The 21,320-nt window shown below is 69.1% G+C and carries 23 protein-coding genes; 18 read left to right on the plus strand and 5 right to left on the minus strand.

Features of this window, described 5'->3' with window-relative positions; all coding sequences use genetic code 11:
* The first annotated feature begins 32 nt into the window (after positions 1 to 32).
* The 5 genes from dnaJ (at position 33) to BMW35_RS05160 (ending at position 3,837) form a co-directional block, all read left to right on the plus strand.
* On the plus strand, positions 33 to 1,184 hold the full coding sequence (dnaJ, locus tag BMW35_RS05140; RefSeq protein WP_089668305.1) for a molecular chaperone DnaJ: 1,152 nt from the start codon (positions 33 to 35) through the stop codon (positions 1,182 to 1,184).
* Positions 1,185 to 1,432: 248 nt separating this feature from the next.
* The gene (locus BMW35_RS05145) at positions 1,433 to 2,122 is read left to right on the plus strand and encodes an acyl-CoA synthetase family protein (protein WP_089668306.1); all 690 of its coding nucleotides are present in this window, start codon (positions 1,433 to 1,435) and stop codon (positions 2,120 to 2,122) included.
* Between the two features lie 53 nt (positions 2,123 to 2,175).
* Entirely contained in the window at positions 2,176 to 2,754 is a 579-nt protein-coding gene (locus BMW35_RS05150) for a GNAT family N-acetyltransferase (protein WP_089668307.1), read from the plus strand.
* Complete coding sequence (locus tag BMW35_RS05155) at positions 2,754 to 3,338, plus strand: GNAT family N-acetyltransferase (protein WP_089668308.1); 585 nt, start codon at positions 2,754 to 2,756, stop codon at positions 3,336 to 3,338. Before BMW35_RS05150 ends, BMW35_RS05155 begins: the two co-directional genes overlap by 1 nt.
* Positions 3,339 to 3,423: 85 nt before the next feature.
* Positions 3,424 to 3,837: a hypothetical protein gene (locus BMW35_RS05160; protein WP_089668309.1), complete on the plus strand. Its 414-nt coding sequence runs from the start codon at positions 3,424 to 3,426 to the stop codon at positions 3,835 to 3,837.
* On the opposite strand, the gene BMW35_RS05165 is transcribed toward BMW35_RS05160, so the two are convergent.
* Positions 3,838 to 5,817: an AMP-binding protein gene (locus tag BMW35_RS05165; RefSeq protein WP_089668310.1), complete on the minus strand. Its 1,980-nt coding sequence runs from the start codon at positions 5,815 to 5,817 to the stop codon at positions 3,838 to 3,840.
* A gap of 92 nt (positions 5,818 to 5,909) precedes the next feature.
* Between BMW35_RS05165 and BMW35_RS05170 the strand changes: the two genes are divergently transcribed.
* From BMW35_RS05170 to BMW35_RS05185, 4 genes are read left to right on the plus strand one after another with little or no spacing between them, the layout of a single operon-like run.
* Positions 5,910 to 7,082 (plus strand): LolA family protein, encoded by a 1,173-nt coding sequence (locus tag BMW35_RS05170; RefSeq protein WP_089668311.1) that lies wholly within the window; start codon positions 5,910 to 5,912, stop codon positions 7,080 to 7,082.
* Between the two features lie 44 nt (positions 7,083 to 7,126).
* Positions 7,127 to 7,714: a GNAT family N-acetyltransferase gene (locus BMW35_RS05175; protein ID WP_089668312.1), complete on the plus strand. Its 588-nt coding sequence runs from the start codon at positions 7,127 to 7,129 to the stop codon at positions 7,712 to 7,714.
* Positions 7,715 to 7,764: 50 nt separating this feature from the next.
* Entirely contained in the window at positions 7,765 to 7,992 is a 228-nt protein-coding gene (locus BMW35_RS05180; RefSeq protein WP_089668313.1) for a hypothetical protein, read from the plus strand.
* A 54-nt stretch (positions 7,993 to 8,046) separates the two neighbouring features.
* Positions 8,047 to 9,102 carry a S66 family peptidase gene (locus tag BMW35_RS05185; RefSeq protein WP_089668314.1) on the plus strand — a complete coding sequence of 352 codons (1,056 nt, stop codon included), beginning with the start codon at positions 8,047 to 8,049 and terminating at the stop codon, positions 9,100 to 9,102.
* A gap of 69 nt (positions 9,103 to 9,171) precedes the next feature.
* Here the strand turns inward: BMW35_RS05185 and BMW35_RS05190 are convergent, their stop codons facing one another.
* The gene (locus BMW35_RS05190) at positions 9,172 to 9,894 is read right to left on the minus strand and encodes a hypothetical protein (protein ID WP_143052155.1); all 723 of its coding nucleotides are present in this window, start codon (positions 9,892 to 9,894) and stop codon (positions 9,172 to 9,174) included.
* A gap of 193 nt (positions 9,895 to 10,087) precedes the next feature.
* On the opposite strand from BMW35_RS05190, the gene BMW35_RS05195 reads away from it, so the two are divergent.
* The 3 genes from BMW35_RS05195 (at position 10,088) to mce (ending at position 13,244) form a co-directional block, all read left to right on the plus strand.
* The gene (locus tag BMW35_RS05195; RefSeq protein WP_089668316.1) at positions 10,088 to 11,773 is read left to right on the plus strand and encodes an acyl-CoA mutase large subunit family protein; all 1,686 of its coding nucleotides are present in this window, start codon (positions 10,088 to 10,090) and stop codon (positions 11,771 to 11,773) included.
* Between the two features lie 84 nt (positions 11,774 to 11,857).
* Positions 11,858 to 12,808, plus strand: a complete 951-nt coding sequence (locus BMW35_RS05200; RefSeq protein ID WP_089668317.1) for an oxidoreductase — start codon at positions 11,858 to 11,860, stop codon at positions 12,806 to 12,808.
* 46 nt (positions 12,809 to 12,854) lie between these two features.
* The gene (gene mce, locus BMW35_RS05205; protein ID WP_089668318.1) at positions 12,855 to 13,244 is read left to right on the plus strand and encodes a methylmalonyl-CoA epimerase; all 390 of its coding nucleotides are present in this window, start codon (positions 12,855 to 12,857) and stop codon (positions 13,242 to 13,244) included.
* A 4-nt stretch (positions 13,245 to 13,248) separates the two neighbouring features.
* Here mce and BMW35_RS05210 read toward each other — a convergent pair whose 3' ends face one another.
* Both BMW35_RS05210 and BMW35_RS05215 read right to left on the minus strand, forming a co-directional pair.
* Positions 13,249 to 13,830 carry an NUDIX hydrolase gene (locus BMW35_RS05210; protein WP_245708138.1) on the minus strand — a complete coding sequence of 194 codons (582 nt, stop codon included), beginning with the start codon at positions 13,828 to 13,830 and terminating at the stop codon, positions 13,249 to 13,251.
* A gap of 14 nt (positions 13,831 to 13,844) precedes the next feature.
* A complete protein-coding gene (locus BMW35_RS05215; protein ID WP_089668320.1) occupies positions 13,845 to 14,486 on the minus strand; it encodes an FAD-dependent oxidoreductase in 642 nt (213 codons plus the stop codon).
* A 255-nt stretch (positions 14,487 to 14,741) separates the two neighbouring features.
* Between BMW35_RS05215 and BMW35_RS05220 the strand changes: the two genes are divergently transcribed.
* Both BMW35_RS05220 and BMW35_RS05225 read left to right on the plus strand, forming a co-directional pair.
* Positions 14,742 to 16,487, plus strand: a complete 1,746-nt coding sequence (locus BMW35_RS05220) for a 2-oxoacid:acceptor oxidoreductase subunit alpha (RefSeq protein ID WP_089668321.1) — start codon at positions 14,742 to 14,744, stop codon at positions 16,485 to 16,487.
* Positions 16,484 to 17,353: a 2-oxoacid:ferredoxin oxidoreductase subunit beta gene (locus BMW35_RS05225; RefSeq protein WP_089668322.1), complete on the plus strand. Its 870-nt coding sequence runs from the start codon at positions 16,484 to 16,486 to the stop codon at positions 17,351 to 17,353. The genes BMW35_RS05220 and BMW35_RS05225 overlap by 4 nt, the downstream gene beginning before the upstream one ends.
* 153 nt (positions 17,354 to 17,506) lie before the next feature.
* Here the strand turns inward: BMW35_RS05225 and BMW35_RS05230 are convergent, their stop codons facing one another.
* Positions 17,507 to 17,779, minus strand: a complete 273-nt coding sequence (locus BMW35_RS05230; RefSeq protein WP_089668323.1) for a hypothetical protein — start codon at positions 17,777 to 17,779, stop codon at positions 17,507 to 17,509.
* 95 nt (positions 17,780 to 17,874) lie between these two features.
* Here BMW35_RS05230 and BMW35_RS05235 point away from each other — a divergent pair, with 95 nt between their 5' ends.
* From BMW35_RS05235 to BMW35_RS05250, 4 genes are all read left to right on the plus strand, one after another.
* Positions 17,875 to 18,291: a DUF2178 domain-containing protein gene (locus BMW35_RS05235; RefSeq protein ID WP_089668324.1), complete on the plus strand. Its 417-nt coding sequence runs from the start codon at positions 17,875 to 17,877 to the stop codon at positions 18,289 to 18,291.
* A complete protein-coding gene (locus tag BMW35_RS05240; protein ID WP_089668325.1) occupies positions 18,288 to 18,488 on the plus strand; it encodes a helix-turn-helix transcriptional regulator in 201 nt (66 codons plus the stop codon). Before BMW35_RS05235 ends, BMW35_RS05240 begins: the two co-directional genes overlap by 4 nt.
* Before the next feature lie 233 nt (positions 18,489 to 18,721).
* Complete coding sequence (locus BMW35_RS05245) at positions 18,722 to 19,480, plus strand: ABC transporter ATP-binding protein (protein WP_089668326.1); 759 nt, start codon at positions 18,722 to 18,724, stop codon at positions 19,478 to 19,480.
* Positions 19,452 to 21,134, plus strand: coding sequence for a hypothetical protein (locus BMW35_RS05250; RefSeq protein WP_089668327.1), 1,683 nt, complete (start codon positions 19,452 to 19,454; stop codon positions 21,132 to 21,134). Before BMW35_RS05245 ends, BMW35_RS05250 begins: the two co-directional genes overlap by 29 nt.
* Positions 21,135 to 21,320: the final 186 nt, after the last annotated feature.

Here is a 21,320-nt window from a genome sequence, read left to right on the forward strand (position 1 = left end):
AAGTGTCTCAACGGGATACGTATCCGCAACGAATGAGTGAGGACTTCTACGACGTCCTCGGCGTGAGTCGGGACGCCGACGAGGACGAGATCATGGCTGCGTACCGCGAGAAGGTGTCGGAGTACCACCCCGACGTGAGCGACGAGCCCGACGCCGAAGAGACGTTCAAGAAGATTCAGAAAGCCAAGGACGTCCTCACCGACGACGAGAAGCGCCAGCAGTACGACCAGCTCGGTCACGACCGCTTCACCGAGGCCGAGAAGCGCGGCGGTGCCGGCGGCGGCGCGGGCCGCGGCGGCATGGGCGGCGGCAACCCCTTCGGCGGGGGCGGTGGCGGCATGGGCGACATCTTCGACCAGTTCTTCGGCGGCGGCGGCCAGGGCGGCCGCGGCCAGTCCCGCCCACAGCAGGGCCGGGACCTGCGCACTAACCTCACCGTCACGCTCGAAGAGGCATACGAGGGCGTCTCCAAGCAGGTGACCGTCCGGCGGCCCGAGCGCTGTTCGGACTGCGGGGGCAAGGGCTACCCCGACGACGCGGACGTCCGCACCTGCCCGCAGTGCGACGGCCAGGGCGTCGTCACCCAGGTCCGACAGACCCCGCTCGGCCGCGTCCAGCAGCGCCAGGAGTGTTCGCGCTGCGGCGGCGAGGGCGAAATCCACTCCGAGTCGTGTTCGACCTGCAACGGCCAGGGGCAGACCCGCGAGCGCGCCACGCTCACCGTCGACGTCCCCGAGGGCATCCGCACCGGGCAGACGCTCCGCATGGACGGCGAGGGCGCGCCCGGCGACCGTGGCGCTCGCAACGGCGACCTCCTCGTCGACGTCACCGTCGAGGAGCACCCGGACTTCGAGCGCGAGGGCGACGACCTCCACCACCGCCACGCCGTCTCCTTCCCGCAGGCCGTCTTCGGCGCGGACATCGAAGTCCCGACGCTCGACGGCGCAGCCACCTTCGACCTCGACGCCGGCACTCAGAGCGGCGAGACCTTCCGCCTCGAAGGGAAGGGCATGCCCCGCCTCCGTCGCCGCGGCCACGGTGACCTCTACGTCACGGTTCAGGTCGTCACCCCGGACTCCCTGAACGACGAGCAGCGCGACGCCCTCGAAGCCTTCGCGGAAGCCGGCGGCGAGGAAATCGACGTCGAACAGGGGTTCTTCGAGAAACTCAAGAACTCGTTCTAACGTACCGTTTGCTGCGCTCGGTCGCTTCGCTCCCTCGCTGGCAAAAGCTACGCTAAAAGCACTCCTCGCTCCCGTCGCGCGCCGGTGGCGCGCGGTGGTCGCTCGTCGGCCCGCGCTCACTTCGTTCGCGCGGAGAACCGCTCGCCTCGCGCTCTCCGAGCCACTCGGCTCGCGGATGCCTGCCTGTCGGTTGGTCTGTCGGGCTGTGACGCGTCAGTTGTAAGCCGGCGGCGTCCCCAGGTCGCGGTATGGAGACAGTCGCGGACGTCGTCGCGGGACTGGACGACCCCGAACAGCCGGCGCTGCGGCACACGCGGACACAGGACGCCCGTTCGACCCGGGCACGGGTGTACAAAACCGGGAACGCGCTCCGGCACCGCGGCGTCCGGGTGGACGCCGGCGTCGCGATTCTGGACGTGCCCGAGCCGGAGGCTGTCCACACTCTCCTCGGGGCGTCGCTGCTCGGTGCGAGCGTCGAGTTCGGGCCGGACCCCGTGGTGGACGCGCGGGTGCTCGCCGGGCCGACGGCCGAACTCGGGGCGTACGACCTGCCGGCGGGCGGGCAGCGCGTCGGCTGGGGCGACCCGCCGGCGGACCCGTCGTGGATGTACTTCGAGCGCGACGTCTGGAGCGAGAACCCCGCGTTCCCCGAGCCCGAGATAACCGGGGAGACGGGGCTTCTCGGCGACGCGACCCACGGTGAGGTCGTCGCGGCGGCCGGGCGCGTGGCCGAGCAGTACGACAGCTCCGACGAGGTGGCGGTGCGCGCGCCGCTGTCGCACCCCGGAACGGTCGTCGCCGGCGTCGTCGCCCCGCTGATTGCAGGTGCGACCGTCGTGCTACCGCCGGCGGGCGGCGAGGGAACGGTCGCGGTCGCCGCCGACGACGAGACCCCCGAGGAGCGCGTGGTGTCGCCCGAGAACGCGACGCCCACGTAAGTGGGTCGCAGAGTCTCGGAACCACTATACGGGACGCCAGTGACCGAGGACGTATGCCAGGTCCTATTCTCGAAGTGAGCGATAGCGAGGACAGCGACCTCGTGTTGCGGACCGTCGAACGCGAGGACGCACCGTTCCTCCAGCGGGTGTTCACCGACCCGTACGCCCGCCTCGGGCTCCACGAGGCGACCCACAAGAGCGAGGCGGAGGTCGAGGAGTTCGTCGAGGAGCAGGTCGAGGACGACAGCAACGCGGCGTACTTCGCGTGCGTCGACGACGAGGACGCGCCGTTCGACCACCCCGACGAGGACGAGACCGAGGTGGTCGCGTTCGTGTACGCCAACCACGTCGACCGCGACCGGCCGGGGCTCGTGGTGTGGGTCCCCGAGGAACACCGGGGCGACGGCCACGCCGAACCGGCGCTCGAACTCGTTCTGGACGCGCTGTGGCGGACTTACGACGCCCACACCGTGGGTGCGACCGTCCTCGGCGGCGACGAGTTCACGCAGAACCTCGTGGAGTCGGTTGGGTTCGTCGACGAGGGGCGCGGCCGAGAGGTCCAGTTCGTGGACGGCGCGTACCGCGACGAGATCGAGTACGGACTGCTCCGCGAGGAGTGGGGGGGCCAGTGATGCCGGGACCGATTATCACCGAGGGCGACCGGGTCACGTTCCGGACCGTCGAGCGCGACGACGCGGCCCACCTCCAGCGGTCGAGCACCGACCCCCGGGTCCGGTACTCGCTGGGCTCTATCCACCACCGGTCGCTCGGCGAGCAGGAAGACGGCATCGAACACTGGGTCGAGCAGGACGGGAGTTTCGTCACGGTCGTGTGCGCCGACGCCGAGGACGCGCCGGCGGGCCACCCCGACGACGACGAGACCACACCCATCGGGTCGTTCAGCGCTCGCCACGTCGACGGTGACCGGGCGTGGCTCGCGTACTGGCTGCTCCCCGAGCACATCGGCGAGGGGTACGGCCGCGACATGGCCACCACCGGCATCGACTACGTCTTCGAGCACTACGACCTCCGCGGCATCTCAGCGGGCGCGTACGAGTTCAACGACGCCTCCCGCGGCCTCCTCGAAGACATGGGGTTCACGCAGGTGGCGCGCCGCCGCGAGGCCCGGTACATCGACGGCGACTACTACGACGAAGTGCGGTACGACGTGCTCCGCGACGAGTGGATGGCCGAGCACGGCGACGGCGAGACCTGAGATGTCCCGGCCGGTCGTCTCCGGGGGTGACCGCGCGCCGGCCGAACAGTAATTCTTTTTTGCGAGTGTTCGGTCGGTGCGAGCAGTGACCGACGGAGCCACCGACGCGAGCGACGACGCGGCGGGGACGCGAGCCGCCTGCGTCGTCCGCAGCCTGGAGGAACTGCTCGTCGAGGAGACCGTCGACCCCGAGCGCGGGCACGTCTTCCGCCCGCTGACCACCGGCGTCGCCGACGGCGAGAGCCCGGAACACGCCGTGCGACAGGCGTTCGCGGACCTGCTCGGCGTCGAACTCGAATGGGTGACGGAGCTGGGAACTTACGGCGGCGTCCGCGTCCTCGAAGCGAGCGCCGACCAGTCGTGGTTGTACGACGACGACGGCTTCACGGTCTTCGACCCGGAGTCCGGGGAGACGACGCGGCTGACGTGGCTGCACCGCGAGGACTTCGAGAAGTACGGGGAGACCCTGGAGCCGCCGGGTCTCCTCGACGCGCTCTGACTACCGGGCGTCCCGCAGCGCGTCGAGGGCGTCCGGGTTCTCGATGCTGGACATGTCGCCGACGTCCTCGCCGGTGTAGGCTCCCTCGATTGCGCGCCGGATGATTTTCCCCGACTGGGTCTTCGGGAACGCGTCGACGAACAGCACCTCGCGGGGCCGGAACGGCTTCCCGAGTTCCGCGCCGACGTGTTCGCGCAGCGCCTCGCGGAGTTCGTCGTTCGGCTGGAACGCGTCGTCGAGAATCGCGTACGCGACGACGGCCTCGCCGGTGGTGTCGTCGGGGACGCCGACCGCGGCGGCCTGATTGACGGCGTCGTGGTCGATGAGCGCGCCCTCGACCTCGGCGGGCCCGACCTTGCGGCCCGCGACGTTGATGGCGTCGTCGGCGCGGCCGTGGAGGAACCAGAAGCCGTCCTCGTCCATCTGCGCCCAGTCGCCGTGGTTCCAGACGTCCTCGAAGCGCGACCAGTACTCGGTCAGGTAGCGCTCGTCGCCGCGCCAGAGGCTCTTGGTCATCGCGGGGTTCGAGGAGCGCGCGACGAGGTAGCCGCGCTCGTGCTCGTCGCGGATGGAGCGGCCGTCCTCGTCCACGATGTCGATGTCCATCCCGAGGCCGGGGCCGCCGAGCGTGCAGGGTTTCAGCGACTCCGTCGGCATCGGCATCAGGAAGCAGCCGAACACCTCGGTGCCCCCCGAGATGTTCACGATGGGCGTGTCGCCGCCGCCGACGTGGTCGTAGAACCACCGCCAGGACTCGGGGTCCCAGGGCTCGCCCGTGGAGCCGAGGATGCGCAGCGAGGAGAGGTCGTGGTCGTCGACGTAGTCGTCGTCGTACTCGCGGAGCGCGCGGATGGCGGTCGGCGAGATGCCGAACTGGGTGACGCCGTGTTCTGCGATGATGTCCCAGAAGCGGTCGGGCTCGGGGTGGTCGGGCGCGCCCTCGTACATCACGGTGGTGCCGGCGAACGCGTGGTTGCCGATGAGCGTCCACGGCCCCATCATCCAGCCGATGTCGCTCACCCAGAAGAAGCGGTCGCCGGGCTGCTGGTCGAACCCGAAGTGAATCTCTTTCGCGGGCTGGACGAGCGCGCCGGCGTGCGTGTGGACGATGCCCTTCGGCTGACCCGTCGTTCCGGACGAGTACAGCAGCATGCAGGGGTCGCTGGCGTCCATCGACCGCGTCTCGAAGTCGGCGGGCTGCTCGCCGACGGCCTCGTCCCACCACTCGTCGCGGCGCGTCCACGTCAGCGTCTCGTCGTCGCTGTCGGCGATGCCGAGCCGCTCGTAGACGATGGTGTGTTCGACGTGGCCGGCCTGCTCGATGGCGTCGTCGAGGGTGTCCTTGAGCGTGAGCCGGTCGCCGCGCCGGAGGAAGCCGTCGCCGGTGAACACGACCGAACACTCGGCGTCCGCGATGCGAGTGGCGGTGGCGTCGACGCCGAACCCGGAGAAGATGGGGACGGCCACCGCACCGGCCTTGAAGATGCCGTAGAGGATGCTCTGTACCTCCGGCACCATCGGCATGTAGAGCCCGACCGTGTCGCCCTTCCCGATGCCGCGCTCGTCGAGCGCGTTCGCGACCCGGTTGGCCTGCCGGTGGAGGTCGTGGTAGGTCTGCTGGCGGACCTCGCCGTCCTCGCCCTCCCAGATGCAGGCGACGTGGTTCCGGCTGCCGCTGCCGGGTTCGGCGTGCCGGTCGACCGTGTTGTGCGCGACGTTCAGCTTCGCGCCCGGGTACCACTCGGTGAACTGGGGGCCCTCGGCGTCGTCCCGGACTTCGTCGAAGTCCTCGAAGAACTCCAGACCGAGGTACGCCGGCAGTTCGCCCCAGAACCAGTCGAGGTCGTCGGTGCTGCGCTCGCGGAGCTCGTCGACGCCGTCGATGCCGTACGCCTCCATGAACTGGTAGACGTTCGTCGACTCGACGAACTCCCGGCTCGGTTCGTGGACGAGGTCGTCCACTTCGTCGAGGGAATCCATGTTCGGCACCTCTTGCCTTCGTTGCAAAGTTGTTTCGCTGTCACCGAGCCGAGGACACAATTACTAATAGGCCGTCATACAGACGAACGCACATGCTACGGAGCCGGCTGCGCTCCGCGCGACTCCTCGCGGTACTCGCAGTCCTCTCACTCGTCGTCCTCGCCGCCGCGTTCGTCGCGTTCGGGACGCCGGGCGCGTCCAGCGGCGCGCCCATCGGCGACGACGCCGGCGACACCTACGAGGCCATCGACGGCGTCGACGCCACCCGCACCACGGTCCTACAGCGCGGCGGCGACATCCAGCGCACGGTCGCCAGTGTGCAGCTTCGGCCCGGCAGCAGCCACCGCCGCGTCGAAGTCCTCGAAACCACCGACCGCCGCCACGAGGTCCTCGTGGAGAACGACTCGACGGTCTGGATGTACGACCGCGACGCGAGCAAGGTGACGCGGTTCTCGGTGTCGGGGCCAGTCGTCGGTCCGACGTTCGGCGACCGAGTCGAGCGACTGTTCGAGCGGCTGAACGTCACGGCGGCCGACGACTCGGCGACCGTCGACGGCGTCTCGCCGCTCCCGGTCGTCCCGCAGAGCGCGGCGGGCCCGACAGCCACCACCGACGCGGCCGGCCTGCGGCTGTCCTTCGAGGGGACGGCGTCGGTCGACGGCCGCGAGGCGTACGTGCTGGAGCTGTCGGCCCCGGGCAGTGAGTCCGACACCTTCCAGCAGACGCTCTGGGTGGACACGCAGCGATTCTTCGCGCTGCAGCGTCAGACGTCGTGGACAGCGGACAGCCAGCGGATGACTGTCACGACCACCTACGAGAACGTCACCTTCGACCCCGGACTCGACGAGGGCACGTTCACCTTCGACCCGCCCGAGAACGCCACCGTCGAGACACTGGAGACGCCCGAGCGGACCGCGTACGCCTCCGCTGAGCAGCTCCGGGCGGCGACGAACATCTCGGTCCCCGACCCGGACGTGCCGGCGTCGCTCCGGCTCACCGCCGCCACCCAGACCACGGGCGAGGTCGACGGCGTCGGCCTCCGGTACGTCAACGACACGGCCTCGGTGTCGGTCGCAAAGTACGACCGGACGTTCCCGCCGCGCGGCGACCGCGAAGTCACGGTGGCGGGTCAGGACGCCGCCGTCTCGTTCGGGTCGACCACGTCGGTGTCCTGGAACTGCGGGGAGTACCGGTACACCGTCCGGGGCAGCGGCGTCTCCGTGGAGGCGCTGCTGGCCGTCGCGGAGTCAGTCGGCTGCGAGTAGTCGGCCCACAAACGCTTTTCCCGGGTGCCGTCCAAGGGTCTCTCATGTTCGCCCGGGACGCGAAGAACCACGAGGAGGTGTGGCTGCTCGACAGGCTCGACGAGTACGGGTTCGAGGACCCGGCGTTCCGGTCCCGGGACTACGTACTCGCCGTCGACGAGGACACGAACGAGCGAGCGGGCTTCGCGCGCCTCCGCGTCCACGCCGGCGACGCCACGGACGGCGAGGAGCGCGTCTGCGAGTTCACGAACATCGGCGTGCTGGCCGACTGGCGGGGCCGCGGCGTCGGAGCCCACCTCCTCGAGTACCTCGTGGAGGACGCCCGCACGCAGGGCCTCGACGAGGCGTACGCGCTGACGGACGAGCCGGCGTACCTCGAGCAGTTCGGCTTCGAGCGCGTCGACGAGTCCGACCTGCCGGCACCGCTGGGTGACCGGCTGTCCGCGACCCGAGAGTACCAGCCGGACGCAGAGCCGCTTCGCGTGGCGTTCGACGCCTTCGAGATGCCAGAGCGGCTCCGCCGCCGGTTCGCGGACGACCACGGCGAGGACGGCGGCGACGACGCGGACACCGCCGAGGACTTCGGCATCGACTCGGACTCCGCGACCTACAAGTACGACACTGGCGGGTGACTGCGGCGCAGCCCACAAGATACTCCCCGGCACGCTGCGACCGCCGGGACGTGACCGACAGCCACCCCGACGACCCGGTGGACCGCGTGGCGGCAGCGGAGGCAGAGATGGAGGACGACGCCACAGACCGGGTGACTGACGCACTCGCCGGGCTCGCGTTCTGTCTCGTGGCGCTCCAGTTCACCGTCGCCGGCGTGTTCGACGGCAGCAGCTTCCTCACCGTTCTCGCGGGCGTCGGACTGGGCGGGTTCGGCGTCGTGAAGGCGCTAAACGCGTGAGCGCCCCGCACGCCGCCCCCGGCGTTCTTGGCGAGCGAGCGTAACACTCCGGGTATGACCGAGTTCGTTACGCCGCCAGCGATGACTCCCGGCGACCGGGTCGCCGTCCTCGCGCCGTCCTCGGGCGGTGCCCGGGACGCCCCGCACCTCCTCGAACTGGCGCTCGACCGCCTCCGAAACGTCTTCGACCTCGACCCAGTCGTCTACCCGACCGCCCGCCAGAGCAACGAGTTCCTGTCGAGCCACCCCGAGGCGCGAGCCGCCAACCTCCACGCCGCGTTCCGCGACCCCGAGATTTCGGGGGTGTTCGCGACTGTCGGCGGCAGCGACCAGCTGCGCGTCCTCCGGCACCTCGACCCCGGCGTGTTCCGCGAGCACCCGACGCGCTTCTACGGGATGAGCGACAACACGAACCTCGGCCTCTATCTCTGGCGCGAGGGCGTCGTCTCGTTCAACGGTGCCCAGTTGCTGAACGAGATTGCGACCCCGGGCGACGTCCCCGCGTACACGGAACAGTACTGCCGGCGAGCCTTCTTCGAGGACCCCGCCGGCGAACTCGAACCGAGCGACGAGTGGACCGACGAACCCAGCCACTGGTGGACGGACCCGAGCCTGCTCGGTGACCGACCGGAGTACGAGCCGAACCCGGGCTGGCGGTGGGCGGGCGGCGACCGGACCGCCACGGGCCGGCTCTGGGGCGGCTGCCTGTCGGTGCTGGACTGGCACCTCGCCAGCGACCGCTACCTCCCGGAACCCGAACGCCTCGACGGCGCGGTGCTCTGCATCGAGACCGCGGAGGGGCTGCCGAGCCCGGACGACGTGGGCGGCAGCCTGATGGCGATGGGCGAGCGCGGCCTCCTGGAGCGCTTCGACGCGGTGCTCGTCGGCCGGCCGCCGACCCGGAGTTTCGCTGCCGACCCGCCCGGCGGCGACCGCAAGGCGTACCGGGCAGCGCTCTACGACGCGGTCGCCGAGCAGGTCGCGCGGTACGACCCCGACGCGCCGGTCGTGCTGGGCCTCGACTGGGGGCACACGAACCCTGTCGCGCCGATACCTGTCGGACGCGAAGCCACGGTGGACCCCGGCGAGCGGCGACTGGATATTCACTGATTGCCCACGAGAGCGACACAAGCTCGCTCGAACCAGTCGAACCAGCTGGCACCGAGCTTCGTGCCGGTGTCAGTACACGTACAGCAAGCCCAGAATCAGGACGAAGAACTCCGAGTACAGAACAGATAGCATCACAAAGTAAGCGGGCATGAAGCTCCCGTAGTCAAGGTTGCCGTTCTGGTACTGGAACGTCAGCCAGAAGACGAGCGGCGCGGATATCAACGCGGTGACGAACTGGAGCGTGGAAATCGCAGTCCCGTAACCGACCACGCCAGCCTGGAGTGTGATGAGCATGAGGAGGTTGAACGCGAGGTTCGATTCGAGGATGAACACCTCGAAGCTGGAGCCGACTGCCCAGTGAGAGAGGCCGAACAGTATCACGAAGAGAGCCGAGATGTCAACCACGAAGGTGCGCGTAAACGTCCCCGGAAACGTGAGCAAGTACCGCGTCGCAAGGACTGCACCAAGTCCGTACACGAAGGCCGACGCGTAGGCGTAGTAGAGGTTCGTCGCGTGGAGCCCGAGCAGTCGATAGAGGCCAGTCGTGTCCGACGGCGGCATCTGGTAGTGGGGGAGTGTCCACGGTAGTCGGTGTGGTCGTTTGAGTGGTCTGAACAGGGTTTTCAGTTGGTCGGAGTGAGGGTCGTCGCGTTCTGTGAACGATTCGAAGGGACGCGGCCACTCTAGCCAACGGACCTGTTTTTGCCCGTAGGCCGTCGCAGCGTGAACTGTGTGCAGCGTCTGGATTAGTGCGAGACCTCCGCCGAAGTACAGCGCGTTTGTCCAGCTCACCATGACTGTATCCAGCTAATTGAGTTAAATATCGTCTGCTGAGTAATTATTGTGCTTTGCCGGAGCGAGCCACGCGCCACGGTGTCGGGACCGGGATTGCGCTACCACGCGCAGTACGCGACCGACGAGCGCCCATGGAATAGCACCGTCGAAACGTACAAGGATTAAGGCGGCGTCCGCCGTCCGTTCGGGTATGTACGACGACGACGACCTCGCGGCGATTCGGGACGGCCGCGAGGACTGGGAGGAGGAGACACTGGGGCCGACGCTGGACCGCTTCGGGGAGCGCAAGGAGTCCTTCGAGACGGACACGGGCGGGCAGTCCGTCGACCGACTGTACACCCCCGACGACGTCTCGGACCTCGACTACGACGAGGACCTCGGGTTCCCGGGCGAAGAGCCCTACACGCGAGGCCCCTATCCGACGATGTACCGCGGGCGGCTGTGGACGATGCGGCAGTACGCCGGCATGGGGACCGCCGAGGAGACCAACGAGCGCTTCAACTACCTGCTCGACGAGGGCCAGACCGGGCTGTCGATGGCGTTCGACCTCCCGACACAGATGGGCTACGACTCGGACGCCGCGATGGCGCAGGGCGAGGTCGGGAAGTCCGGGGTCGCCATCGACACGCTCGCCGACATGGAGACCGTCTTCGACGGCATCCCGCTGGACGAAGTCAGCACGTCGATGACGATCAACGCGCCGGCGAGCGTCCTGCTCGCGATGTACATCGCCGTCGGCGACAAGCAGGGCGTCGACCGCGAGGAGCTCCGGGGAACCATCCAGAACGACATCCTCAAGGAGTACATCGCGCGCAACACCTACATCTTCCCGCCGGAGCCGTCGATGCGCGTCATCACGGACATCTTCGAGTTCTGCGCGGAGGAGACCCCGAAGTTCAACACTATCTCCATTTCCGGCTACCACATCCGGGAGGCCGGGGCGACGGCCGCACAGGAGGTCGCGTTCACGCTCGGCGACGGCATCGAGTACGTCGAGACGGCGCTTGACGCCGGCCTCGACGTCGACGAGTTCGCGCCGCAGCTCTCGTTCTTCTTCAACGCCCACAACAACATCCTCGAAGAGGTCGCGAAGTTCCGCGCGGCCCGCCGGATGTGGGCGAAAATCATGGAGGAGCGCTTCGACGCCGACGACCCGAAGTCGAAGCAGCTGAAGTTCCACACGCAGACTGCCGGGTCGACGCTGACTGCTCAGCAAATCGACAACAACATCGTCCGCGTCGCGTACCAGGCGCTCGCGGCCGTCCTCGGCGGGACGCAGAGCCTTCACACGAACGGGAAAGACGAGGCGCTCTCGATTCCGACCGAGGACTCGGTGCGAACCGCGCTCAGGACCCAGCAGATTCTCGCCCACGAGTCCGGCGCGGCCGACACCATCGACCCCCTCGCCGGCTCGTACTACGTCGAGAGCCTCACCGACGACGTCGAGGAAGAGGCCCAGGAACTCTTAGACGAGGTGGACTCGAAGGGCGGGATGCGGCAGGCCGTCGAGGACCAGTGGGTGCAGCGCCAGATTCAGGACGTCGCGTTCGACCGCCAGCAGGAGATCGAGGAGAAAGAGCGCGTCATCGTCGGCGTCAACGAGTTCGAGGTCGAGGACGAGGAGCCAGAGGCCGACATCGAGGAGGTCACCGAGGAGGACGAGCGCCGTCAGATCGAGAGCCTCGACGCCGTGAAGGCGGACCGCGACGACGAAGCCGTCGAAGCCGCACTGGACGCGCTCCGAACGGCTGCCGAGGGCAACGAGAACGTGATGCCGTACATCGTGGACGCAGTGAAGGCGTACGCGAGCGTCGGCGAAATCTGCAACACGCTCCGGGACGTCTTCGGCGAGCACGAACCCGGCGCGGCGCTCTGAGCCGCCGCGGTACGCGAGCCACGAGTCGCGGCAGGCGTGGCCGCGGCACACCGTGTTTTCCGGCTGGGCGACGAGGACTGCCACATGACCGACGACAACTGGACAGCGGCGGCGATGCCCGACCAGTCCGGCCGCACCGTCGTGGTGACGGGCGCGAACAGCGGCATCGGCCTCGAAGCGACGAAGGCGTTCGCCAGCGCCGGTGCACACGTCGTGATGGCGTGCCGGAGCACCGACCGCGGCGAGGCCGCTCGCGACGAGGTGACCGAAGCGTACCCCGGGGCGTCGCTGACGGTGCGGGAACTCGACCTCGCTGACCTCGACTCGGTGGCGGCGTTCGCCGACTGGTTCGAGACCGAGTTCGACGCGCTGCACGTCCTCGCGAACAACGCCGGCGTGATGGCGATTCCGCGCTCGGAGACCGCTGACGGCTTCGAGACGCAGTTCGGCGTGAACCACCTCGGGCACTTCGCGCTCACCGGCCGGCTGCTCGGTGTGCTCCGGCGGACGAGCGGACAGACCCGCGTCGTCACGCAGTCCTCCAGAGCCCACGAGAGCGGCCGAATCGACTTCGAGGACCTCCAGCACGAGGCCGAGTACGGCAAGTGGGAGGCCTACGGCCAGTCGAAGCTCGCGAACGTCCTGTTCGCCTACGAACTCGACCGCCGGCTGCGGGCCGCGTCGGCGAGCGTGACGAGCGTCACCTGTCACCCGGGGTACGCCGCGACGAACCTCCAGCTCCGCGGCCCGCAGGCGGAGGGGTCGCGGCTGCGGCTGCTCGCGATGAAGGCCGCGAACGCGCTCGTCGGGCAGAGCGCCGAGCAGGGCGCGTGGCCGCTGCTGTACGCCGCGACCGACCCGAGCATCGACGGCGGCGAGTACGTCGGCCCCGGCGGCCTCCTGCAGATGCGCGGCCACCCCGAGCGACAGCAGTCCAGCGAGCGCTCGCGCGACGAGGCCACCGCACGCCGCCTCTGGACTGTCTCGGAGGACCGCACCGGCGTCGCATTCGACCTGCCCGAGCCGTCGGCGTAGCCGGTCGGTCGGTGGCTTGATGGGCGACGCCGAGCCACCTGCGAGTATGCACGTGGACCACGTCGGCGTCGCAACCGAGGACGCCGAGAGCCTCGCCGACCTGTACACCGAACTGCTGGACGCGCCGGTCGCCCACGAGGAGGTCTTCGACGGCCTCCGCGTCGTCTTCCTCGACCTCGGCGGCGACGGCTACGTCGAACTCCTCGAACCAGTCGACGACGACACGACTATCGGGCGCTACCTCGAGAACGAGGGCGGCGGCATCCACCACGTCGCGTTCGCCACCGACGACATCGAGGCCGCGCTGGAGACCGCCCGCGAGGCTGGCGTCGGTCTCATCGACGAGGAGCCACGGGACGGGGCCTGGGGCCACGACGTGGCCTTCCTGCACCCCAAGGACACGGGCGGCGCGCTCATCGAGTTCGTCGAGCACTGACTGGTCAGTTCTCACTCACCGCGTCCCGCTGCGGGATATCGGGGTCGGTGACGAATCCGGCGGCGTTCTCCGGTGGGTCGTCGAACCACGCCGCCTCGAGGATCTCCTCGTCGGTCTCGTCGTCCCACCGCTCCGGGTAGCGACCCGCTTCCCCACCGACGTAATCCGCTGTGAAGAACACCGACAGCAGGTAGCCGCGGCGTTCGGGGTCCTCACGGTGGACGAACCGGCGGCGCTTGGTCTGCCAGACGCCCGTGACTTCGCACTCGACGCCGGTCTCTTCCCAGACTTCCCGGACGGCCGTCTCCGCGAACGTCTCACCGGGCTCGTGGCCGCCGCCCGGGAGCACCCACTGGTCGGGGTCGCGTGGGTGACGAATGAGCAGGACGCGGCCCTCGCTGTCGGTCACGCGTGCACCCGAACCGCCGCGACCACCGGCTGCGACGAGTTCTCGCCCGTGTGCGAACAGTTCGGGGTTGTTCTCGACAGTCTCGGTGTGGAACGGGAACGGGCCGTGGGCGTCACGGAGCCTGTCGAGTCGCTGGTCGACCGCGCGCCGACTCCTGACGCTGATTGGTGCCGACACGGGAGAACCCCGATTCAGGGCGCGGGACCGAAGCTCTCGACTTTCGCGGCGTCGGTGTCGAACCCCTCGTTCTCCAGAGCGTCCACGGCGGCCTCGCAGAACTCCGCGAAGCCGTAGACGAACGCGGCCTGGTCGCCGGCGTCGGCGAGCGACGCGACGGCGTCACCGACGTTCTCGCTCACGACGAGGACCTCTGCGCCGGCGTCCGCGAGCGCGGCGAGGCGCGCCTCGTGAACCGGCTGGTCGTCCTCGTAGACGACGGTGACCTCGGAGCCGGCGTCGAGCGCGCGCTCGCCGATAGCGACAGCGGGACCGACGCCGGGGCCACCGGCGAGCACGAGCACGGACGGCTCGCCCTGATAGTAGTCGTCCCCGAACGGCCCCTCGATGCGGACCTCGTCGCCGGGCTGGCGGTCCGCGAGCCACGGGCCGAGCGTCCCCTCGGGGTCGACGCCGACAGTCACTTCGAAGGTCTCCGCGACGGTCGGCGACGAGAGCGTGTAGTACCGGCCCTCGTCACCGTCCTCGAACTCCCCGACGACGCGCACGAACTGCCCGGGTTCGGCCGCGAAGCCCTCGGGCGTCTCGAACGTCACGGCGACCGTCTCCGGTCCCACGTCCTCGACCGCGCGCACCGTCACCGGTGTCTCGTCCATACCCCGGCGACGTGACCCAGCCTCCTAATCCGTTCGTTTCCGCCCCGGGGACCAGTCACGCCCACCCCGATATGCTCGCGTCGACAACTTCCAGCGTTCACGGTTCCCCGGCAGACGACCCGTGGTCGTCCGGAGGCACCGCGCCGAGCCGGACGCGCGTCCAGTTTCGTTCCGCCCCACAGGCGTATCGTTCCGTTCTACCCTAACTACGCCTTCAGAAGCCTTTTTGCTGGCGGCACGGGTAGCCACCGATACATGCACGACGACCTGAACTGGGCCATCGGCGGCGAGGCCGGCGATGGAATCGCGTCCACCGGCAAGATCTTTGCGCAGGCGCTGTCGCGCGCCGGCCGGCACGTGTTCACCTCGAAAGACTTCGCGTCCCGAATCCGGGGTGGCTACACTGCCTACAAGGTCCGCACGTCGGTCGACCAGGTGCAGAGCGTGGTCGACCGCCTCGACATCCTCATCGCGCTCACGGAGCGCACCGTCGACGAGAACCTCGACGAACTCCACGAGAACTCCGTCGTCATCTACGACGGCGACCGCACGGAGTTCTCGGACTTCGAGGCCCCCGGCGAGGTCACGGGCCTCGACGTCCCCCTGAAGGACCTCGCCGAGGATGCCGGCGGTGCCATCATGCGCAACATCGTCGCGCTCGGCGCGGTCTGCGCCGTCGCGGACTTCCCCATCGAGAACCTCGACGAGTCCCTCGAGAAGCGCTTCGGCGGGAAGGGCGAGAGCATCGTCGAGAACAACAAGCAGGCGGCTCGGCTCGGTGCCGAGTACGTCGAGGAGAACTACGACGACGAGGGGCCCCGGTACTCCCTTGAGACCACCGACGAGGACTACGTCCTGCTGAACGGCGACGAAGCCATCGGCATGGGCGCTATCGCCGCCGGCTGCCGGTTCTACGCCGGCTACCCCATCACGCCCGCGACGGACGTGATGGAGTACCTCACCGGCCGCATCGAGCAGTTCGGCGGGCACGTCGTCCAGGCCGAGGACGAACTCGCCGCCATCAACATGGCGCTCGGTGCCGCGCGCGCCGGCGCTCGGTCGATGACCGCGACATCCGGACCGGGCATCGACCTGATGGCCGAGACGTTCGGCCTCGTCGCCACCAGCGAGACGCCGCTGGTCATCGCGAACGTCATGCGCTCGGGCCCCTCGACGGGGATGCCGACCAAGCAGGAGCAGGGCGACCTGAACATGATGCTGAAGGGCGGCCACGGCGAGATTCCGCGCTTCGTCGTCGCGCCGACCTCGGTCGCGGAGTGCTTCCACAAGACCGTCGAGGCGTTCAACCTCGCCGAGAAGTACCAGCTCCCGGTCTACCTCACCGCGGACCTCTCGATGGCGGTCACCGAGCGCACGTACCCGCCCGAGGAGTTCGACATGGACGCGGTCGAAATCGACCGCGGGAAGCTCGTCGACGAAGACGAGATTTCGACCTGGCAGAACGAGAAAGACCAGTTCAAGCCCCACGCCGTCACCGCCGACGGCATCAGCCCGCGTGCCGTACCGGGCACCGAGGGCGGCGTCCACATGTCCACCGGTCTCGAACACGACGAACTCGGCCGACGCACCGAGGACACGGACGTCCGCGTCGAACAGGTCGACAAGCGCTACCAGAAGGTCGACACGGCCCGCGAGCGCGAGGACTTCGACTACCGCGAGTTCGGTGACGGCGACGCCGACAACCTCGTCATCTCGTGGGGGTCCAACGAAGGGACCATCGTCGAGGCGCTCGACTACCTCGACGAGGACGACCCCGACGTGCGGGTCGTCTCGGTACCGTACATCTTCCCGCGGCCGGACCTCACCGAGGAGGTCGAGGCCGCCGATCAGGTCGCTGTCGTCGAGGCCAACGCCACTGGCCAGTTCGCCGACGTCATCGAACACGACGTCCTCGAACGCGTCGAACGAATCAACAAGTACGACGGCGTCGACTTCAAGGCAGACGAACTCGCCGCCGAAATCACGGAGACCCTAGCATGAGCTCAGAGAACGTTCGCTTCACCGACTTCAAGTCCGACAAGCAGCCCACGTGGTGTCCCGGCTGTGGTGACTTCGGCACGATGAACGGTATGATGAAAGGCCTCGCCGAGACCGGGAACTCGCCGGACGACACGTTCGTCGTCGCCGGCATCGGCTGCTCCGGGAAGATCGGCACGTACATGCGGTCGTACGCGCTCCACGGCGTCCACGGCCGCGCGCTCCCCGTCGGCACCGGTGCCAAGCTCGCCAACCCCGACCTCGAAGTGATGGTCGCGGGCGGCGACGGTGACGGCTACTCCATCGGTGCGGGCCACTTCGTCCACGCCGTCCGCCGCAACGTCGACATCACGTACGTCGTGATGGACAACCGCATCTACGGCCTGACGAAGGGGCAGGCGTCCCCGACCAGCCGGCCCGACTTCGAGACGTCGACGTCCCCGGACGGCCCGAAGCAGCCCCCCGTGAACCCGCTCGCGCTCGCGATGGCCGCCGGCGGCAGCTTCATCGCACAGAGCTTCTCCTCGGACGCCCTCCGCCACCAGGAGATCGTTCAGGAAGCCATCGAGCACGACGGCTTCAGCCTCGTCAACACGTTCTCGCCGTGTGTCACGTTCAACGACGTGGACACGTACGACTACTTCCGCGACAGCCTCGTGGACCTCAGCGAGGACGACGACTACGACCGCCACGACTACGACCAGGCGAAAGACGCCATCCTCGACGCCGACAAGGAGTACATGGGCGTCCTCTACCAGGACGAGGACTCCACGCCGTACCACGAAGCCCACGGCGTCACCGAGAACATGGCCGAGATTCCGGACGGCGCGCCCGACGGAGCCACCGACCTCGTCCGCGAGTTCTACTGACGGACCTTTTTCGGTCGGTGGGTTTCCTCGGTCGCGCCTGACGGCGCTCCCTGTGGGAACCCACCTCGCAAAAAGCTGCGCTAAAAATTTCCTGCTCGCTCACACTGTTCGCGCGCCGATGCTGCGTGGACCGCTACCGGTTGGCTGCGATTCTCAGAAGAACGTCCGAATCTGCCAGTACAACCCCTGGAGTGCGTTCCGCAGGCCGCCGATGGGGTCGAGGCCGGCGTCCGGGTCGTCCGCTGGTTCGAAGTGGTCGGCGAGGTCGTCCTCTGGGACGCGTTCGAGGTGACCGGTGTGGCGTCGCCGGCCGTCGTCGTCCGTCACTCGGAGGAGCGCGACTGGGTTGCCGGTGCCGACGACCCGGTAGACGCCCGACGGGTAGGCGTCGGTCGTCGACCGGTAATGTGCGCGGATGTCGACCATACCGGCACGAGGGCGGCCAGTGAGATAGCAGTGGGGTCCGCCGAGAGGAAACCTACAAGCGGGCCGAGCGTAAAGCGCGTTTTACGATTGTGTCCATGAGCGACCACGAGCCGACCGGGACGGGGCGAATGGCGAAGGTTCGGCGGTACCGGCGGCTGCTGTTCGCGTGCATCGGCGTCGGCGTCGGCGGGTTCCTCGTCGCTGTGGAGTTCGACTACCCGCTGGTCGGGCTGGTGGTGTACTGGGCGGGCATCCTCGCAGCCCTGGGCGTCTGGAAGGGGACGTCCGTCACGCTGTACGACGAGCGCGACCTCGACCTGGAGCGCCGGGCGAGCCTGCTCACACTCCAGATTGCGGGCGTCGTAGGTGTACTGGCAATGACCACGCTCGTCGTCACTGACCAGATGCCGTCGGTGGACGTCCCCGAGCGAATCGTCGGTGGCTTCCTCACCATCTCGGCCCTGTTCATCGTCTACGGCGTCGTCTACACCGTCGTTCGCTACCGACGATGAGAAACCACGTGCGCGAACGCCGCGACGAGGCGGACCTGAGCCAGGCCGACCTCGCGGCCGCCGTCGGCGTCACTCGGCAGACAATCAACGCCATCGAGCGCGACCGCTACGACCCCAGCATCGAACTCGCGTTCAAGCTCGCGGACTTCTTCGACTGCCGGATAGAGGACCTCTTCGACCCCGAACTCAACGGGTAGCTGAGGCGGCAGTTCTGTTCGTCGCTCCGTTCGGACCACCGACAGCTTTACCTTGGAGTGTAAAACAAGCCTTACTGTAAAGCTCGCTTTACACGCGAGTCGAGTCGAATCATGTCCCCCCACCGACCTCGACACCACGACACGACGCCGGCCGCAGACGACCGCTCCGGCACTGACGCACCGACGACCGACTGCTCAACCACCGACCACGTCGCCGCCAGACCGAATCACCGATGACCGACCCCGCCATCCGCGCAGACGGCCTGACGAAGCGCTACGGAGACGAAGTTGCGGTCGACAGCCTCGACTTCGCTGTGCCCGCGGGCAGCGTCTACGGCTTCCTCGGGCCGAACGGTGCCGGGAAGACGACGACGATGCGCCTGCTCACCTCCCTCACCGACCCCACCGCGGGGAGCGGCGAGGTGGCCGGCGTTCCAGTCACCGATCGGGCGGCGCTCACCCCGCGAATCGGCTACCTGCCCGCCGACCCACCCGTCTTCGACGAGCTGACGGGCTGGGAGCAGCTCCGGCACGTCGCCCGACTCCACGGGCTCGGCGACGACGAGGCGGACGCCCGCATCGAGTCGCTGCTGGAGCGCTTCGACCTGCTCGCAGACGCCGACCGCCGCATCGAGTCGTACTCCACGGGCATGACGAAGAAGGTCGGCGTGGTCGCCGCGATGCTCCACGACCCGGACGTCCTCTTCCTCGACGAACCCACGTCGGGGCTGGACCCCCGGGCCGCCCGCACCGTCAGAGACACCGTCGCGGACCTCGCGGCGGGGGATGCGACCGTTTTCCTCTCCACGCACGTCCTCCCCGTCGTCGACGAACTCGCGGACACCATCGGCGTCATCGACGACGGCGTCCTCGTCGCCGAGGGTGACCCAGAGGACCTCAAATCGACCGCCCGCGAGGGCAGCGCGGCCGACCTGGAGACCGTCTTCATGGAGGTGACTGCGGATGCCGACGCCCCGCTCCCGGACGCGTGAGGCGGTCCCCGACGCCGGGGCCGCGGTCGAACTGGCGCGCGTCGACCTCGTGCGGGGCTACCGGTGGGTCCGCAGCCAGGACTTCTGGCTCCTGTACGGCTCGTTCACGGCCGTCGGCTTCGCGTTCATCACGGTGTACGCGTACTCGCTCGGCCGCGACACCGGCGTCGCGCTGGCGGCCGGTGAGACGCCGTGGTTCGCGGCCGGCGGCGCGGCGACCGCTTGGAGCGTCGTCTGGCTGTTCACGGCGGCGACACTGGCCGGCGGCGCTTTCGGTTCGAGCGGCGACCTCGACAACGACGGCCACTACCTCACGCTCCGCCCGACCGCCGACGTCGCCGCCGGGAAGCTCGCGAGCGCCGCGGTCAAGTTCGCTGGATTCGTCGTCCCCCCGGCGCTGGGGCTGGCTCTCGGGCTGAGCCTGGGGCTGGGAACGCCAGTCCCCGTCCTCGGCGTGGTCGCCGCGGCGACAGTCACCGTCACGTCCGCGGCAGCCGTCGGCTACCCAGCCGGTTTCCTGCTGAAGGGCGTCGTCCGCCGGTCGAACGTGCTCACGCGACTCAAGCCCGTCGTCGGGGTCGGCATCTTCGCCGCGTACTTCACCGTGATGTTCACCGGCAACTTCACGACTGTCGTCGAGGCGCTCCGGCCGGCGCTCCGCGCGCCCCCGCTCGGCTGGCTCGGCGACCTCTCGCTGGCCACGACGCCCGGCGTGACCCCCGGCGCCGTCGGCGTCGCCGGGGCGCTCGCTCTCGGTGTCGCCGTCACGGGTGTCGGCGTCCTCCTCGCCGTGCCGGCCGCACGGTACGCCTGGCGCACCGACCGAACGGTATCGACCGAGGGTGACGACGGCCCCACGACCGCGCCCGACCACGCGGTCGACCGCCTGCTCGGCGCGGTGACGCGGGCTCCGGCGACCCGCGGCCTCGCGAGCACTGCACTGCTGCGGGTCTACCGGTCGCCGCTCCAGCTCGTCTTCGTCTCGTTCCCGCTGCTCGCCGCAATTCCCGTCGGCGAGCAGATGCTCGCGAGCGGGACCGTGCCCTGGTACGCGCCGTGGCTCGCGGTCTGGTACGGGGCGTGGGCGGCCGGCGCGACGCTTCCCCTGAACCCACTCGGGAACCAGGGGAGCGCGCTCCCGTCGCTGCTGACCGCTCCCGCCGACGGACGCCACGCGGTCCACGGCTACGTCGCCGCGACGGCAGTCGTCGCCGTCCCGGTCACTGTGGCGGCCGCCGTCCTGCTCGCGTGGCTATCGGGTGCCACCGCCCTCGCGACCGCTGGTGTCGGGGCCGGGGCCGTCGGTGCCGTCCTCGCCGCGTCCGTCCTGGCGGCGGGCGTCGGCAGCGTCTTCCCGCGGTTCGAGGGCGTCGACTTCGCGGGCTCCCGCCGCGCCGTCCCACCGAGCAAGGTGGCCTACGGTGCGTTCTCGGCCGCGCTCACGGCGACGGTCGTGAGCGTCGCCGCCGTCCAGAGCGCACTCGCCAGCGAGGTGGTCGCCGTGCTCGCCTCCCGCGCGCTTCCGTTCGGCTGGAGCGCGAACGCTGGCGGCGTCGAGTCGGCGGCCTGGGTCGTGCTGGTCGCGGTGGCCGTCTCGCTCCCGGTCGCCTACCGGGTCGCCGTCGGCCGGCTCCGAGATTACCGGCTGTCCTGACCTGTCGGGCGCTCGTCGTCTCCCACCCCATTCCGCCCTCTCGCGGGCGTCAGGAACGTTCCCGCGTGTTTTTTGGTTCCCGCGTGGCTCCAATCCGACAACCAGACTCGCGCGGGTCGCCGCCGCCCCAGTGTACGGGGCCGGCGGCAGGCTGTTGCGGCCGGTCACAGTGCTGTGTCCGGCCCG

Source organism: Halobacterium jilantaiense, from assembly GCF_900110535.1.
Classification (GTDB): domain Archaea; phylum Halobacteriota; class Halobacteria; order Halobacteriales; family Halobacteriaceae; genus Halobacterium; species Halobacterium jilantaiense.